This window comes from Rhodococcus sp. 15-2388-1-1a (genome assembly GCF_002259145.1).
GTDB lineage: Bacteria > Actinomycetota > Actinomycetes > Mycobacteriales > Mycobacteriaceae > Rhodococcoides.
In genome coordinates this window covers 33,330-49,027 of the sequence record NZ_NPFP01000040.1, presented here as the reverse complement: position 1 = coordinate 49,027, position 15,698 = coordinate 33,330, and the positions used below count along the sequence as shown (strand labels likewise).

At 64.0% G+C, this 15,698-nt stretch carries 14 protein-coding genes; 8 read left to right on the top strand and 6 right to left on the bottom strand.

Annotation, left to right across the window (positions count from 1 at the left end):
* Positions 1-91 precede the first annotated feature (91 nt).
* The 5 genes from CH302_RS22645 (at position 92) to CH302_RS22625 (ending at position 4,656) form a co-directional block, all read left to right on the top strand.
* Entirely contained in the window at positions 92-703 is a 612-nt protein-coding gene (locus CH302_RS22645) for a TetR/AcrR family transcriptional regulator (protein WP_032380646.1), read from the top strand.
* 76 nt (positions 704-779) lie between these two features.
* Entirely contained in the window at positions 780-2,807 is a 2,028-nt protein-coding gene (gene paaZ / locus CH302_RS22640; RefSeq protein ID WP_037187561.1) for a phenylacetic acid degradation bifunctional protein PaaZ, read from the top strand.
* Positions 2,804-3,121 (top strand): EthD family reductase, encoded by a 318-nt coding sequence (locus CH302_RS22635; RefSeq protein WP_037187563.1) that lies wholly within the window; start codon positions 2,804-2,806, stop codon positions 3,119-3,121. Before paaZ ends, CH302_RS22635 begins: the two co-directional genes overlap by 4 nt.
* A gap of 23 nt (positions 3,122-3,144) precedes the next feature.
* Positions 3,145-3,513 carry a hydroxyphenylacetyl-CoA thioesterase PaaI gene (gene paaI / locus CH302_RS22630; RefSeq protein ID WP_052047418.1) on the top strand — a complete coding sequence of 123 codons (369 nt, stop codon included), beginning with the start codon at positions 3,145-3,147 and terminating at the stop codon, positions 3,511-3,513.
* Between the two features lie 30 nt (positions 3,514-3,543).
* Positions 3,544-4,656, top strand: coding sequence for a helix-turn-helix domain-containing protein (locus CH302_RS22625; protein WP_037187569.1), 1,113 nt, complete (start codon positions 3,544-3,546; stop codon positions 4,654-4,656).
* Here the strand turns inward: CH302_RS22625 and CH302_RS22620 are convergent.
* Positions 4,640-6,049 (bottom strand): FAD-binding oxidoreductase, encoded by a 1,410-nt coding sequence (locus CH302_RS22620; RefSeq protein WP_052047419.1) that lies wholly within the window; start codon positions 6,047-6,049, stop codon positions 4,640-4,642. The genes CH302_RS22625 and CH302_RS22620 overlap by 17 nt on opposite strands.
* A gap of 295 nt (positions 6,050-6,344) precedes the next feature.
* Between CH302_RS22620 and CH302_RS22615 the strand changes: the two genes are divergently transcribed.
* Entirely contained in the window at positions 6,345-7,646 is a 1,302-nt protein-coding gene (locus tag CH302_RS22615; protein WP_037187572.1) for an MFS transporter, read from the top strand.
* Between the two features lie 155 nt (positions 7,647-7,801).
* Here CH302_RS22615 and CH302_RS22610 read toward each other — a convergent pair whose 3' ends face one another.
* Entirely contained in the window at positions 7,802-8,656 is an 855-nt protein-coding gene (locus tag CH302_RS22610; protein WP_141216706.1) for a LysR family transcriptional regulator, read from the bottom strand.
* A gap of 125 nt (positions 8,657-8,781) precedes the next feature.
* Between CH302_RS22610 and CH302_RS22605 the strand changes: the two genes are divergently transcribed.
* Both CH302_RS22605 and CH302_RS22600 read left to right on the top strand, forming a co-directional pair.
* Positions 8,782-9,666: an aspartyl/asparaginyl beta-hydroxylase domain-containing protein gene (locus CH302_RS22605; protein WP_037188826.1), complete on the top strand. Its 885-nt coding sequence runs from the start codon at positions 8,782-8,784 to the stop codon at positions 9,664-9,666.
* On the top strand, positions 9,663-10,580 hold the full coding sequence (locus tag CH302_RS22600) for a DMT family transporter (RefSeq protein WP_052047323.1): 918 nt from the start codon (positions 9,663-9,665) through the stop codon (positions 10,578-10,580). The genes CH302_RS22605 and CH302_RS22600 overlap by 4 nt, the downstream gene beginning before the upstream one ends.
* 181 nt (positions 10,581-10,761) lie before the next feature.
* Here the strand turns inward: CH302_RS22600 and lpdA are convergent, their stop codons facing one another.
* From lpdA to pdhA, 4 genes are read right to left on the bottom strand one after another with little or no spacing between them, the layout of a single operon-like run.
* Positions 10,762-12,129, bottom strand: coding sequence for a dihydrolipoyl dehydrogenase (gene lpdA, locus CH302_RS22595; RefSeq protein WP_037187577.1), 1,368 nt, complete (start codon positions 12,127-12,129; stop codon positions 10,762-10,764).
* Complete coding sequence (locus tag CH302_RS22590) at positions 12,126-13,439, bottom strand: dihydrolipoamide acetyltransferase family protein (protein ID WP_037187579.1); 1,314 nt, start codon at positions 13,437-13,439, stop codon at positions 12,126-12,128. The genes lpdA and CH302_RS22590 overlap by 4 nt, the downstream gene beginning before the upstream one ends.
* Positions 13,436-14,440: an alpha-ketoacid dehydrogenase subunit beta gene (locus CH302_RS22585; protein WP_037187581.1), complete on the bottom strand. Its 1,005-nt coding sequence runs from the start codon at positions 14,438-14,440 to the stop codon at positions 13,436-13,438. Before CH302_RS22585 ends, CH302_RS22590 begins: the two co-directional genes overlap by 4 nt.
* Complete coding sequence (gene pdhA, locus CH302_RS22580; protein ID WP_037187584.1) at positions 14,437-15,552, bottom strand: pyruvate dehydrogenase (acetyl-transferring) E1 component subunit alpha; 1,116 nt, start codon at positions 15,550-15,552, stop codon at positions 14,437-14,439. Before pdhA ends, CH302_RS22585 begins: the two co-directional genes overlap by 4 nt.
* Positions 15,553-15,698 lie beyond the last annotated feature (146 nt).

The following is a 15,698-nucleotide window of genomic DNA, read 5'->3' as shown; positions in this document are numbered from 1 at the left end:
TTGCGTCATTAATAACCGAACATTCGGTCGTTTGGCAAGGTTTGCTGCCCACGGTGCTGTGGAATCGGGCGTCGACTGAGAAGATGTGGCAATGACAACCGCACGCGCGCCGCGCAAGACCGGACAGCCAGGGCGGCCGGGATACGACCTGGACTCGCTCTTGGCCGTGGCGGTCAAGGTCTTCAACGACCGTGGATACGACGGAACCAGCATGGAGGTTCTGGCGAAGCGGCTCGGCATCACCAAGTCCTCGATCTATCACCACGTGTCCGGCAAGTCCGAGTTGCTCGAACTTGCGCTGTCGCGGGCTCTCAATGCCCTGTTCGCCGTCACGACCGAGGATCGGGCCACGACCGGGCGATACATCGACCGCCTCGAATACCTGGTGCGACGCAGCGTGGACATCCTGTGCGCGGAACTGCCCTACGTGACGCTATTGCTCCGCGTGCGAGGCAACACCGACGTCGAGCGCCGGGCCCTCGCGCGTCGACGCGAATTCGACTCGTTCGTCACCGGGCTCGTGGTGGCCGCGGCCGAAGAAGGCGACCTGCGTCCCGGTGTCGACCCGGCGCTGGCGTCGAAGCTGGTGTTCGGCACGGTCAACTCGCTCATCGAGTGGTACCGCCCGCGCACCGGCGGATCCGTGGAGGAATTGGCCGACGCGGTGGTGGCGCTGACCTTCGACGGGTTGCGTCGCACGTAGCAGAACGAGTCTTGACATCTCGGCGTTCGACGGCGATGGTAATTACCGACCGAACGTACGGTGAGATGGAGGCGTTGTGAGCAGACTTCTGGAAAGCTATGCCCAGGGCACGTGGTATTCCGCAACCGATGAGGGAGCACCGCTGCTGAGCGCCGTCGACGGCAGCGAGATCGCCCGGGTGTCGTCCAGCGGTCTGGATGTCGCAGGCATGGTGGACTACGCCCGCACCGTCGGAGGGCCCGCGCTCGCGGCACTGACGTTCCACGAACGCGCTGCGCTGCTCAAGCAGTTGGGCCTGACACTGCTGGCCGGCAAGGAGGAGTTCTACCAACTCTCCCGGCACACCGGAGCCACCACCCGCGATTCCGGCGTCGACATCGACGGCGGTTTCGGAACCGTGCTGAGCTACGCGAGCAAGGCCCGACGCGAACTCCCCAACGAGACGGTCTATCTCGACGGTGCGATCGAGCAACTCGGTAAGAAGGGCACCTTCCTCGGTCAGCACATCTACACCTCCCGGCGCGGTGTCGCCGTGCAGATCAATGCGTTCAACTTCCCCGTCTGGGGCTTCCTCGAGAAGCTGGCCCCCGCGTTCATCGCGGGAGTGCCGTCGATCGTCAAGCCCGCCAGCCAAACTGCATATCTCACCGAGCTGGTGTTCAGACGGATCATCGAGTCGGGGTTGCTGCCCGAGGGTTCGGTGCAGCTGCTGTGTGGCAGCGCCCGAGGAGTGCTCGACCACCTCGGCGGCCAGGACTCGGTGGCCTTCACCGGATCCGCCGATACCGCTGCGACCCTGCGCTCACACCCCAACGTCGTCGGCGAGGGACTGCACTTCACGGCCGAGGCGGATTCTCTCAATGCGTCCATCTTGGGTTCGGATGTGGCACAGAGCGATCCAGAGTTCGATCTCTTCGTCAAGGGTGTCTTCACCGAGATGACGTCGAAGGCCGGTCAGAAGTGCACGGCGATCCGGCGTGTGCTGGTTCCGCAGGACTCGGTCGAGCCCGTCATCGAGGCGCTGAAGGCGAAGCTGGAGAAGGTCGTTGTCGGTGATCCGGCCGACGAGGGCGTCACCATGGGTGCGCTCGCCAGCATCGATCAGCGCGACGAGGTGCTCAAATCCATTCGTGGACTGACCAAGTCGGCAACGGTCGTCTTCGGTGATCCGGACGCCGTGGATTCGCGGCCCGGCGCGTTCATGGCACCGGTGCTGCTGAAGGCCGGCGACAAGACCGCATCCGAACCGCACGAGATCGAGGCGTTCGGTCCCGTCTCGACCGTCATCGGTTACGAGAGCACCGCAGACCTGCTTGATCTGGTCGCCCGCGGAAAGGGTTCTCTGGTCGCATCTCTGGTGACCAAGGACTCGGCCATCGCGCGCGAGATCGTGCTGGGCAGCGCGCCGTACCACGGACGCATCCTGGTCCTGAACTCCGAGGACGCCAAGGAATCGACCGGCCACGGCTCGCCGTTGCCGGTACTGGTGCACGGCGGACCCGGACGGGCCGGCGGCGGTGAAGAACTCGGCGGTATCCGCGGCGTGCTGCACCACATGCAGCGCACCGCAATTCAGGGAACACCGGACGTTCTGACTGCGGTGGGCAACAAGTGGGTGGCCGGTTCTGCGCGCATCACCGGCGATGTGCATCCGTTCCGCAAGAATCTGGGCGAGCTGAAGCTCGGTGACACCATCGTCGGTGGACCACGACAGGTCACGCGTGCGGACATCGATCATTTCGCCGAGTTCACCGGCGATACCTTCTATGCGCACACCGATCCCGAAGCGGCAGCGGCCAATCCGCTGTTCGGCGGCATCGTGGCGCACGGCTACCTGGTGGTCTCGCTTGCCGCAGGGCTGTTCGTCGACCCCGCACCGGGCCCCGTCCTGGCGAACTTCGGCGTCGACAGTCTGCGTTTCCTGACGCCCGTCAAGGCCGAGGATTCGTTGACGGTCACGTTGACGGCCAAGCTCATCACCCCGCGTCAGAGCGCCGACTACGGCGAGGTGCGATGGGACGCAGTGGTCGTCAACCAGGACGGTGACCCCGTCGCGACGTACGACGTACTCACTCTCGTCGCGAAGCCCGAGGCCGCGTCATGAGCGTGCGAGTAGCCGTCTGTTACGGAATGCCCGAGGATCCTGCCGCATTCGATCGTCACTACGCCGAGGTGCACGTGCCCCTTGCTCGGGCTGTCCCCGGTCTGATCGACTTCACCTGGGGCACGCTGGATTCGCTCGACGATGCGCCACCGCCGTACTACGCGATCGCCAGCCTGTACTTCGTGGACGAGGCATCGCTGAAGGCAGGATTGGCCTCGCCCGAGATGAAGGCCGCAGGCAAGGATCTGCGCAACTTCGCGACCGGAGGCGTCACGATGTTCACCCAGAACGAGCAGTCGGTGTTGCAGCCGTGACAGATTCGCCTATCGCCCGCGAGATGTTCGAGGTCGACGCCGCGTCGCGCAAGCTCGGCATCGAATTGATCGAGCTGTCACCCGGCCACGCGCGAATGTCCATGGTCGTGACCGAGGACATGGTCAACGGCTATGCCATCACCCACGGCGGCTACGTGTTCCTGTTGGCGGACACCACGTTCGCGATGGCCTGCAACTCGCACGAGGACTCGGCCGTCGCGGCCCGCTGTGACATCCGCTATCTCCGTCCGACGAAGACCGGCGACGTCCTGGTCGCAGACGCCGTCGAACGAGCGAGGTTCGGCCGCAACGGTCTGTACGACGTGTCGGTGACGTGCCGAGGTGAGCTGATCGCCGAATTCCGAGGTGACAGTCGCACCATAGCGCGCTGAGGGTGCAGCACATGAAAGTACTGTGAATCGGTGACCACTGCAGACCTCTCGGCACTGGCAGACGCAACTGCCACGGCAGTGGGCGGTGCAGTGTCGGTGATGGATCCGCAGGGCTACGTCGTTGCGTATTCATCCGTTCCAGGGCAGCCGATCGACGACGTGCGGCGCGACGGGATTCTGGGCAAGCAGGTCCCGGCCCGCTACATGGTGCACCACATCGATCCGCTCTTTCGGGGAAGTTCGACGGTCCATGTGGTCGACGTTCCTGGCGCGCTACCGCGACTGGCGGTGGCCGTCTCGGTGGACGGTGAGTACCTCGGCTCGATCTGGTGCATCGTCTCCACGGCTCCGTCCGGCCCACCCGATCGCGGCGCGGTCACCGCGTTGACTCGCGCAGCCGCTGCTGCGGTGCCACTGCTCCTCGCTCGACGTCGTCCGGCCGAGCCTGGTAACCCCAGGGCACGTGCGTTGTTGACCGATCCCACCGTCGTCACCTCGCCCGGTAGCCGCTTCGCGGTAGTGGCAGCGAAGGTGGACTCTGCGCAACCGGAGACCCTGCTCGTGCAGCTCGGGGGTCTGTTGGAACTCACGTTCGGCGGTGATACGGATTCCGGGTTCGTCGTCGACGATCACGTCGTGTTCTTCGTCGTGGCGAGGGACGACGACGGTGGTGTCGCCGAGGAAGCCGAGGGCGTCCGACGGCGGGCGGAGGTGGCATTCGGTGTGCCGGTGACATTCGCCGTCGGCGGGCCGCATGCTCGGCCTGCGGTGGCGCGTAGCCACGCGCACTGGGTCCTGGATGCGATCGAGAAGGGTTCGCACACCACGACATTCGAGCATAGCCGGATACCTGTCACCCTGAACAGGGCAACCGACGCGCTCACGGACGTGTCGCTCGCGATTCCTGCCGTCGAACGGATGCTCTCCTACGACGCTACCGAAGGTACCGACTACGGCGCAACGGTACTGGCGCTACTCGCACACGAATCCAATGTCGCCGCAGCGTCGGCATCGCTGTATCTGCACGCCAACACCTTTCGCTACCGTCTGCGGCGGACGAAGGAACTCTTCGATCTCGATCTCGATGATCCCGATACCCGATTGCTTGTGTGGATGTCGCTCCGGCTCAGGGCCGGGCGGTGAGGACCTTACCGGGGTTGAGTAGGTAGTGCGGGTCGAGCAATTCCTTGATGCCACGCTGCAGTTCGGCTGCGACAGGATCGAGTTCGGTCTCGAGTAGATCGCGCTTGAGCAGACCGACGCCGTGCTCACCGGTGATGGTTCCGCCGAGCGAGAGTGCGAAGGCCGCGATCTCGTCGAACGCGCGGTGTGCCTTGGCCAACGACGCTGGATCGATGGGGTCGACGATGACCGTCGGATGAATGTTGCCGTCACCGGCGTGGCCGACGACGCCGATGACGAGGCCGATGCGGTCGGCGACTCTTCCGACCTCATCGATCATTGCGGCCAGATGCGAAATAGGAACGGACACATCGTCGACCAACGGTGAACCGAGACGCTCGAGCGCCGGGTACGCCAGCCGACGTGCTTGAACCAGTTGCTCCGACTCGACCTCGTCCTCGGCGACGGCTACGTCCACCGCGCCGGATGCGGTGCACAGCGCGGCTATGGCCTCGAGCTCCTGCACTGCGCCGTCGCCGATGTCGGACTGCGCGATCAGCACCGCCGCGGCGTCGGTGCCGAAGTCCATCCGGGCGTAGGCGTCGATCGCGGCGATGGTGGTGCGGTCCAACAGCTCGAACAGGCTCGGGGTGATGCCCGCTGCACGAATCCGCGACACTGCCTCTCCTGCAGCGACAGTGGACGGGAAGGTCGCAGCCATCGTGAGTGGTGTAGCGCTGGGGAAGTCGAGGCCGACGGTGGCCTCGGTGATGATGCCGAGGGTTCCTTCCGATCCGACGAACAGATCCGCCAGAGCGAGCCCGGCCACGCCCTTGACGGTGCGTCGACCGACGAAGGTCGCCCTGCCGTCGGCGAGTACGACGCGCAGCCCACGGACGAATCGTGCTGTGACGCCGTACTTCACGCAGCACAGGCCGCCGGCATTGGTGGCGATGTTGCCGCCGATCGTCGACGCCTCCCAGCTGGACGGGTCGGGGAGGTACGTGAGTCCCTGCTGCAAGGCAGCATCTTTCAACTCTTTGTTGCTCACACCGGGTTGCACGACGGCCGTGCGGTTGACGACGTCCAACTCGACGATCTTGTTCATGCGTCGGGTGTTGAGGGCGATGGCTCCGACGCTGGCGTTCGCGGCTCCCGCCAGGCCGGTCAATGCTCCCTGCGGCACAACGGGAATACGGTGTGCCGACGCGATTTCCATGACGGCCTGCACGTCCGATTCCGTGGTCGGCAGTACCGCCACCAGCGGCAGGGTGGATTCGCACAGAGCTGCGGCGTCGTGCCGGTAACTGGCGAGAATGTCGGGGTCGGTCACCACGGCGTCGACACCGAGGGCGCGCGTCAGTTCGTCGATGACCGGAGAGTGCTGAGCGAGAGTCGACGTGGATGCAGCCATGAGTTCGAGTATGACCGGCGTCACTACCGATGTCTGCGTCGTTTCGGACGAAGCGCGAGGCTTCGATCGGTAGTTTCCGACGAAGTGCGTCCATCGCCTTGTTATGTACGCGAGCACCTTGACAAACTACGGTGGCGCCGGTCACAGTAATTACCGACCGAATGGACGGTGAGTTTTATCCGGTTCTGCGCTTGCGCATAGTTGCCGTCCTTCACCCATCGCAACCCCGCCCCACACCACTCCGAACTGCCGCTCGATGCCCGAGCGTCGGAGCCCGAACGAAACGAGATCGTCGATGACAACACAGGTCGAGACGCCCACCGGGGTGTCGCGTGAGCATCGCCGCGCCGCGATGGCCAGCATGGTCGGAACCACCGTCGAGTGGTACGACTTCTTCATCTACGCGCAGGCCGCGTCGCTGATCTTCGCTCAGCTGTTCTTCGCGCCCATGGGCTCGTCCGGACAGCTGGTCGCCTACGTGACCATCGGTATCAGCTTCGTCTTCCGTCCTCTCGGGGCCATCGTCGCCGGCTACTTCGGTGACAAGATCGGCCGAAAGAAGGTCCTCATCGCCACGCTCACCCTGATGGGTGCGGCCACCGTCGGTATGGGTCTGCTCCCCACCTACGCCACCATCGGTATCTGGGCTCCGATCATTCTGATCGTGCTGCGCATCCTGCAGGGATTCTCCACCGGCGGCGAGTGGGGCGGCGCTGCGCTGATGGCCGTCGAGCACGCTCCGAAGGGTAAGCGCGGAATCTACGGCGCAGCAACCCAGATGGGTGTTCCGCTCGGCATGCTCATCGCGGTCGGAACACTGGCACTGTGCACCGGTTTGCTCAGCGAAGAGCAGTTCGAGGCCTGGGGCTGGCGCATTCCGTTCCTCATCAGCTTCGTGCTCATTCTCGTCGGTTTCTACATCCGCCGCCGGGTCGAGGAGACTCCGGTGTTCAAGGAGCTCGCAGAACGCAAGGAGCGCAACCACACTCCGGTTCGTGCACTGTGGCGTACCAACAAGAAGCAGGTCATGCTGGCCGCGCTGTCGTTCATCGGCACCAACGGCAACGGCTACATCATCGTGGGCGGATTCATCGTTGCGTACTCGACGAGGGAACACGGACTCGCTCGCGTGGACGTGTTGGTGGCCAGCCTGTTCGCGGCCATCGTGTGGGGAATCTTCACCCTCCTCGGCGCGCATCTGTCCGATCGCTACGCCCGCACCACCATCATGAACCTCGGAAACGCGGCAATGGTGTTGTGCGCCATCCCGTTTTTCCTGCTCGTCGACACCGGTGAGTTGCACTGGATCTACGTGGCCCTCGGTCTCTTCGCCGTCGGACTCGGGTTGTCCTACGGACCGCAGCCGGCCCTGTACGCCGAGATGTTCCCGGCTGCAGTCCGATTCAGTGGTGCGTCCATCGGCTACGCAATCGGCACGGTGCTCGGTGGGGCCTTCGTCCCGACGATCTCCGAGGCACTGTTCAAGGGAACCGGCACCTCGATGTCCATCTCGATCTATCTGATGATCTTGGCCGCGATCTCCTTCGTTGCGACCTCACGAATCAAGAACCGTAGGGACGAGGATCTGAACGTCTGAGTTGTCTGTGACGAAAGCCCCGAAACCATAGTGGTTCCTGGGCTTTCGTCGTATGTGAACAAGACCGATAGCGACGGGTTCGGTGTGTTGGACGACATCGATCACAGCATGGATGGTCCAAGGCCGCATACTCCCCGACGAGGTCATGGGCGAAATCAGTTGCGGCCGGTCTGGTTGAGGGCGTGTTCGGCGAACGCGGCAACAGAGGCTGTGCGGTCGTCGAGCCAGATCAACGATGATGTCACGGGCGGTGCGCCGCGCAGCGTGAGGTAGGTCAGAGCGGGGTGTCGGTAGAAGTCGGCCGTCGACGATGGCGTTAGGCCGAATACTCCGGGTGTTGTGGCAATTGTGGTGACCCAGTCTTCGACGTCGGTCGTCGTTCTGTCACGGCGCCGGTTGCGGGAATGGCCCCACAGGTCATCCGGAGTGGTGCCGCTGTTGGTGTTCAGGACCAGACCGTATTCAGCGAGATCGGTGAAGGCGATAGCCGTCTCCGCGGCGAGCGGATCATCACTCGACACCGCGGCCACTCGGGGCTCCTCGTCGATGACAATGTGTCGATAGCCGGGCTGAGCCGTCCATTCACGAATGAGTGCGAGGTCTGCAGCCGAGGTGCTCAACGCGGACAACGGCGAACCGAAACGCACCAATTCCACACTGTGGCTGCGCGATTTGCCGTTCCAGGTGCGCAGAATACGTTCGACCGCAGGCGTGAGGGCGGCCCACGAGTACGCGATGCGGAGGGTCGGCGACTGGAACGGGGTGCTCATTGCGCTGTCGAAGTCGGCAACGATCCGACGTGCGGTTGTCGTGAACTGTCGACCGGCGGCGGTCGGGGTAGCTCGTCTGCCTGCCCGGTCGAGCAGTTCGGTGCCGAGCTGCTGTTCCAGTTCGCTCATCGCGCGCGTCACCGACGGTTGAGTAACACCTAGTTTTTCGGCGGCGCGGCTCATGCTTCCCGCGTCGACGACTGCGAGCAGGATGCGCAAATGTCGAATCTCAACGGGCACGCCTCGACTATACGTTCTGCGTATACCGCATGCGTAGAAGCCTGTTTCGCAAATCCTCCGCGGAGTGCACGCTGAAGGACGAACCACACGTTCTGTTGTTACGTTTCTGGGGAGGCCTCAACCGCATGCGCTCGCACATCATCGCCCGTATAGATCTCGATCAGCATCGACTCGGACCGGATCTGGATTACTTGGCGTCTGTTCCCCGGGTCGAGGAAGAATACGACGAATTCTCGTCGGGCTATTGGAAGAATCTGTCCCTGGCCAACGCCACCGGAGCCCGGGATGACACCGGATACCGCGACATCAACGGGTCGGCTCTGGTGACCGAGCACGGACAACGTGTGCCGTACCTCACCGAACTCGTCGATACCGTCTTCGACCGCGACAAGGTGAAGATGGTCCGCGCCCGAAACCTCGTCGACGCCATGGTCGTTCCGCACAGGGACTTCGTCGAGCTCGACCGCGACAACGACAGCTACTTTCGGACCTTCATGGTCCTCGAGGACAATCCGCAGGCACTGCACTCCGACGATGACACCGTCATCCGCATGCGGCCGGGTGAGCTCTGGTACCTCGACGCTGCGGCGGTCCACGCTGCGGTCAACTTCTCCACCGAATCACGCCAATCTCTTTGCGTGGACTTCGTTTTCGACGGCCCACGCGACGAAGCATCGATCTTCGCCGATCGATCGACCTACCGCGCCGACATCGAACCGGAAATACGCGATCGCGCGCCCTTCACCGAAGAACACCAGCAGCAGCTGCTGGCATTGTCCTCCATCGTCGATCGACGCAACTTCAAGGACATCTTGTTCCTGCTGTCCAAGGTCCACTACGAGTACGACGTCCCGGCCGAACGCACCTATACGTGGTTGTCGACGATCTGCCGAGACTCCGGCGACGAACTCCTGGCGGCTAAAGCCGACTTGGTGGCCGGATACATGATCGACGCCCGCGCCTTGTCAGAACGGTTCTCGATCAACGACTGGGCTACATCAGACCAGTGAGCACCAACACCGAGAAGCCGGCGGTCGCCGCCCGAAAGCGCGACACTCGGCACCGGACAGCACCGGCGACAATGATGCCGGTGCTGTTCGTGCTCGCGTGGTCCTCGGGTGCCATCGCGACTCCGTTCGGGCTCGCCGAAGTCTCACCCCAAGCCTTCCTGGCAGTGCGGGCGGCGGGATGCGCACTGATCGCCTGGACGATCTGGGGCGTCGTACGCGACGCACTCCCCACATCCAGGCGAGCCTGGGCGCGCATGGCCGGCGTCGGCCTACTGATGCAGGTGGCCTATCAGGGTGCCTTCTTCATCGCGCTCGACCGCGGAATCAGCCCTGGACTTCTCGCACTGATTGTCTCGGCCCAGCCACTGCTGACAGCAGCAGCAGTCGGCGCACGCAGTATTCGTACATGGGTGGCACTTGCCCTCGGCGTGGCAGGTGTCGCCCTGGCCGTCGGTGCCGACCTGCATGCTGGGTTCAACACCGCCGGAGGTGTCATCGCAGCGGTAGGTGCACTCGCAGCGATCACTGCAGGAACCATGGCGCAGTCACGGAGTAGCTCCTCCGCGGGACTATGGGCTGCACTGGCCATTCAATCCACACTCAGCGCAATCGTTTTCGCCCTGCTGTTGTCAATTTTCGGAGTGGGCCGCTGGGAGCCCGGTGCAGCCTTCGTCGGGTCGGCCGCCTGGATGATTGTCGTCGTCAGCATCGGTGCCACAGCACTGCTGTACCTCATGGTCCGGTCACGGAGCGAAATCGCGGTCACCAGCTTGTTCTTCACCGTTCCGGGCATCACAGCAATCTTCGACTACCTGATCAACGGAACCGCGATGACTGTGCCCGCTCTCATCGGCTTCGCGCTGACAATCAGCGCCCTGGTGATCATTACCCGTGCACCTCAGCGGGGCACGTAGGCGGCGCACCACCCGAGCCTCGCCTCGGCCACTGCCGGTTCGACTCCGGCTGCCCCGACAAGCCGAATGCACAGCATGAACATCGTCAATCACTACGACGCCTTCGCCGACCAACCCTGTGAAGGGAACCCTGCTGCAATCGTCGAATATGGACACCCTGTCTGCGGCGACGTCATCGTGATCAGCTGTGCGCGTGCAGCGGCTGCCCCGACAGCGCCATCATCGCTTCACCGAGTGCCTCGTTCTGCGTGGGGTGGGCATGCACGAAGCTACCGACCTCCGATGGCAGTGCTTCCCATGCCACCGCGAGTTGTGCCTCGCCGATCAGCTCGCCTACGCGGTCACCGACGAGGTGGACACCGACGACAGGACCGTCGTCGCGTGCACGAATCACCTTGACTCCACCTGCGGTGGCAAGGATTCGGCTCTTGCCGTTGCCGCCGAGGTCGTAGACCACCGAGGTCACGGTGCCGTACTTCTGCTCCGCGGCCTTCTCAGTGAGACCGACCGACGCGACTTCGGGATGTGAATAGGTCACGCGCGGAACGAGATCACCGTCGATGCGTGCCGGCGCGAGTCCGGCAATGTGCTCGGCGACGTACATGCCGTGCTGAAAACCGCGATGAGCCAACTGATACCCCGCCACGATGTCGCCGACGGCGTAGACACCGTCCGTGGTGGTGAGGAGGTTGTCGTCGACGGTGACGAAGCCACGTTCGGTGGCGATGCCCTGCTCGGCCAGGCCGAGACCGTCGGTGCGAGGTCCACGGCCGACGGACACCAGGACAAGATCGGCGGTGAGGGTGTCACCGGATGACAATGCCACCACGACGTCGTCGGGAGATTCGGTGACGGTCTCGACCTTGGTGCCGGTACGAATCTCGATGCCGCGCTTGCGTAATGCCTTGGTCAACTGCTTCGACGACCATTCGTCTTCGCCCGGAACGATACGATCGAGGGCCTCGACGACGGTGACCTGAGCACCGAAAGAGGCCCAGATGCTGGCGAATTCGATACCGATGACTCCGCCGCCCAGTACGACGACAGACTCGGGGATACGGTCGAGCGCCAATGCGTCGTCGCTGGTGAGAACGCGAGGTCCCAGTTCGATACCGGGGATGGTGCGCGAATACGATCCGGTCGCGAGAACCAGTGAGGCCCCGGTGATGCGTCGACCCTCCACCTCGACTGTGCGAGGACCGGCCACTTGTCCACGGCCGGACACGATCTCGATACCCGGTCGCTTCAACAGACCTTGCAGCCCGCTGTACAGGCCGGCGACCACGCTGCGCTGATAGTCCAGTGCCGCAGGCATGTCCACACCAGTGAACGATGCGGTGACGCCGACATGAGCAGCCCCGCGCACCGCATCGGCAACCTCGGCCGTGTGCAGCAGAGCCTTGGTGGGGATACATCCGCGGTGCAGGCAGGTGCCGCCGAGCTTGTCCTCCTCGATCAATGCCACGGACAGGCCGAGCTGTTCGGCCCGCAGGGCGCAGGAGTACCCGCCTGATCCACCACCGAGGATGAGAACGTCCACGTCACTCATCGGACGGATCCCAATGCTACGACGGGGTTCTCGACGAAATCGGCCACAGTGCGCAGGAACCCGCCTGCCACTCCGCCGTCGCACACACGGTGATCGAACGCCAACGACAACTGCGCGATCTTGCGGACGGCCAATTGGCCGTCGACCACCCACGGGCGGTCGATGATGCGTCCGATGCCCAAGATCGCGGCCTCGGGATGGTTGATGATCGCAGCCGAGCCGTCGACCCCGAACACGCCGTAGTTGTTGAGGGTGAACGTTCCGCCGCTCAGCCGGGCTGCGGGCAGGGAGCCGGTTCGCGCCAGCTCCGTCAGCTCGGCCAACCGCTCGGAGAGTTCCTTCAGATCGGCCTTGTCGGCCTGCGGCACAACAGGAACCATCAGTCCACGACCCGTCTGTGCGGCGATGCCGAGTCCGACGTTCTCGTACCGCAGGATCTCGCCGGCGGCGGTGTCGACCGTGCTGTTGAGCTCGGGGAACTTGGATAGCGCGATCATCGTCAGTTTGGCGAGGACCGCCAACAGCGTCACCTTCACGCCGTCGATGGAGGCGTCGAGGTCGCATCGGGCTTGCAGCAGAGCCGTCGCGTCGACGTCGACCCAGACGGTCGCCTCGGGTATTTCCGCACGACTGCGAGAGAGTTTGTCGGCGATGGTCTTACGAATCCCGGTGATCGGGATTCGCGTGACGCCCTCCGGCGAGGACGCAACGGTCGCACCGGCCAAGGCTCGCTCGACGTCCGCGCGGGTGATCACTCCGTGGCCGCCGGCGGTATCGATACTCGCCAGATCGAGTCCGCCCTGCAGCGCCATGCTCCGAACGATGGGGGAGAGCACCTTCGGTGCATGTGAGTGGCTCTGTTCGCTGGTCGCTCCGTAGGCTCCGCTCCTATGCGTAGCCTGGGTCGCGTTTCCGCTCATTTGCGGCGAAGCCGCACTCTGCCGCTGCGAAGCACGTTTGCGACGGCCGGTGGGACCGTGCCCCGTGCCGTAGCCGATCAGCACATTTCCCGAGCCGGCTTTCTCCTCTTCGCGGTAACGCTCATGGGCAGCGGACACATCGGCGACGGCACCGCCGTTGATGCTGATCAGCGGAGCGCCGACGGCGAGTGAGGTGCCCTCGGCCGCGTGCAGTTCACCGACAACGCCCTCGAAGGGGCAGGGCACCTCCACGGACGCCTTCGCTGTCTCCACTTCGACGACGACCTGATCGATGGTGACGGTGTCGCCGGGCTTGACCTTCCACTCGACAATCTCGGCCTCGGTCAGTCCTTCGCCGAGGTCGGGGAGCAGGAATACCTGCATGCTCATACCGTGACCGCCTTGCTGAGGTCGGGAGCATCGTTCCACTGCAGACGGTCCATGGCGTCGAGAACACGGTCGGCGGACGGGAGGTGGAAGTGCTCCAGTTTCGGTGCGGGGTAAGGGATGTCGAGACCGGTGACCCGCAGAACCGGAGCGTGCAGGTGATGGAAGCAACGCTCGGATACCCGCGACGCGATCTCCGCCGCGACGCCGGAGAAGCCCTGTGCTTCCTGAATCACGATGCACCGTCCGGTCTTACGTACCGAGACCGCGACGGTCTCGTCGTCGAACGGATTGAGCGAACGCAGATCGATGACCTCGACGCTTCGGCCGTCCTCCGCCGCAAAGTCCGCGGCCTGCATGGCCACGGACACAGTGGGTCCGTAGGCGAGAAGCGTGACGTCGGTACCGGCACGGCGCACGACGGCGGTGCCGATCGGCTCGGTCTTGGTCAGCTCGATGTCGTCCTTGGAGAAGTACAGCCGCTTCGGCTCGAGGAAGATCACCGGGTCCGGGTCCGCGATGGCGTCGCGCATCAGGGAGTAGGCGTCGGCGACGGTGGACGGGGAGACCACCTTCAGGCCCGGGGTGTGGGCGTAGTAGGCCTCGGACGAGTCGCAGTGATGCTCGACGCCGCCGATACCTCCCGCGAACGGGATGCGAATGACCATCGGCGCGGTGAGTGATCCGCGAGTTCTGTTGCGCAGCTTCGCAACATGCGACACGATCTGCTCGAAAGCCGGGTAGGCAAAGGCGTCGAACTGCATCTCGACGACGGGCTTGTAGCCCGACATCGCCATCCCGATCGCGAATCCGACAATGCCAGACTCCGCGAGCGGGGTGTCGAAGCAGCGATCGTCACCGAAGTCTCGGGTCAGTCCGTCGGTGACGCGAAAGACGCCGCCGAGCGTGCCGACGTCCTCGCCGAAGACGACGACCTTCTCGTCCTCGGTCAACGCGTCGCGCAGTGCGGCGTTGAGTGCTCCGGCCATGGTCATCGTGGTCATGACAGTTCTCCTGCTGCGATTTCGGCGGCGACCTGATTGCGTTGTTCGGTCAGGCCGGGGGTGGGGGAGGAGTAGACGAATCGGAACAGGTCCTCGGGGTCGACGTCCTGGTCGACGTTCATGCCTGCTCGAAGTGCCGCGGCGTCGGCGTCGGCCGATACCGTCATCTGCTCGCGCAGCTCGTCGGTGAGCAGACCCTGGGCTTCGAGGTAGGAATCGAGGCGCGAGAGTGGATCTCGGGCCAACCATCCCTCGACCTCGTCTGCCTTGCGGTAACGAGTGGCGTCGTCGGCGTTCGTGTGGGCATCCATGCGGTAGGTGTGCGCTTCGACGACCACCGGTCCCTTGCCTGCTCTGACGTACTTCACGGCCTCATCCATCACGGCCATCATGGCGATCGGGTCGTTGCCGTCCACCTGCTCGCTACCGATGCCGTAGCCGACTCCCTTGTGCGACAGCGACGGAGCCGCAGTCTGGCGAGCCAGGGGAACGCTTATCGCGAAGCCATTGTTCTGCACCAGAAAGATGACCGGGGCCCGGAACACCGCGGCGAAGTTGAGGGCCTCGTGGAAATCGCCCTCACTGGTGGCTCCGTCGCCGCAGAACGCGAGGGCGATGGTGTCTCGACCCTGCTTGGCCTCGGCGTATGCGAAGCCGGTCGCGTGCAGCAATTGTGTTGCCAGAGGAGTGCATTGGGGAGCGACCTTGTAGGCGGTCGGGTCGTAGCCGCAGTGCCAGTAGCCGGCGAGCATGCCGAGCAACTCCACCTGGTCGACGCCTCGCGCCGCGAGAGCCATCGAGTCACGGTACGTCGGGAACATCCAGTCCTGCTCACCCAGGCACAAGGCGGCGGCGATCTGACACGCCTCCTGTCCGCGCGAGGACGGATAGACTGCGAGCCGTCCCTGCTTGGTCAATGCCGTTGCCTGCTGGTCGAATCGGCGACCGTGGACCATCGAGCGGTACATCTCGAGCAGGCGCTCGTTCGACGGGTGTGCGTAGCGGGCGGCACTGTCCACGCCCGTCCCATCGGGTGCGAGATATTGCACGGGACGGTCGGCAGGCATGAACTGTTGGTAGGACGTTGCCGGAACCTTCTCGACGGTCGTCATGTCGCACTCTCCTGAAATCGGCTTGTGCGGCGATTCTGGCCGGTTCGGTGAGGAAGAAGTCTGATCGTCGTAGAATTGCAGACATATGGCTGCCGATTTCGGCTCAGACATGAAATGTGTCCGATCGGCTCAATGAACCACCAGGT

Bases quoted from the DNA above. Each gene is read 5' to 3' on its own strand.
- CH302_RS22645 (WP_032380646.1), top strand. From the start codon at position 92: ATGACAACCGCACGCGCGCCGCGCAAGACCGGACAGCCAGGGCGGCCG.
- CH302_RS22635 (WP_037187563.1), top strand. From the start codon at position 2,804: ATGAGCGTGCGAGTAGCCGTCTGTTACGGAATGCCCGAGGATCCTGCC.
- paaI (WP_052047418.1), top strand. From the start codon at position 3,145: ATGTTCGAGGTCGACGCCGCGTCGCGCAAGCTCGGCATCGAATTGATC.
- CH302_RS22620 (WP_052047419.1), bottom strand. From the start codon at position 6,049: ATGGCTGCATCCACGTCGACTCTCGCTCAGCACTCTCCGGTCATCGAC.
- CH302_RS22615 (WP_037187572.1), top strand. From the start codon at position 6,345: ATGACAACACAGGTCGAGACGCCCACCGGGGTGTCGCGTGAGCATCGC.
- CH302_RS22605 (WP_037188826.1), top strand. From the start codon at position 8,782: ATGCGCTCGCACATCATCGCCCGTATAGATCTCGATCAGCATCGACTC.
- lpdA (WP_037187577.1), bottom strand. From the start codon at position 12,129: ATGAGTGACGTGGACGTTCTCATCCTCGGTGGTGGATCAGGCGGGTAC.
- CH302_RS22590 (WP_037187579.1), bottom strand. From the start codon at position 13,439: ATGAGCATGCAGGTATTCCTGCTCCCCGACCTCGGCGAAGGACTGACC.
- CH302_RS22585 (WP_037187581.1), bottom strand. From the start codon at position 14,440: ATGACCACGATGACCATGGCCGGAGCACTCAACGCCGCACTGCGCGAC.
- pdhA (WP_037187584.1), bottom strand. From the start codon at position 15,552: ATGACGACCGTCGAGAAGGTTCCGGCAACGTCCTACCAACAGTTCATG.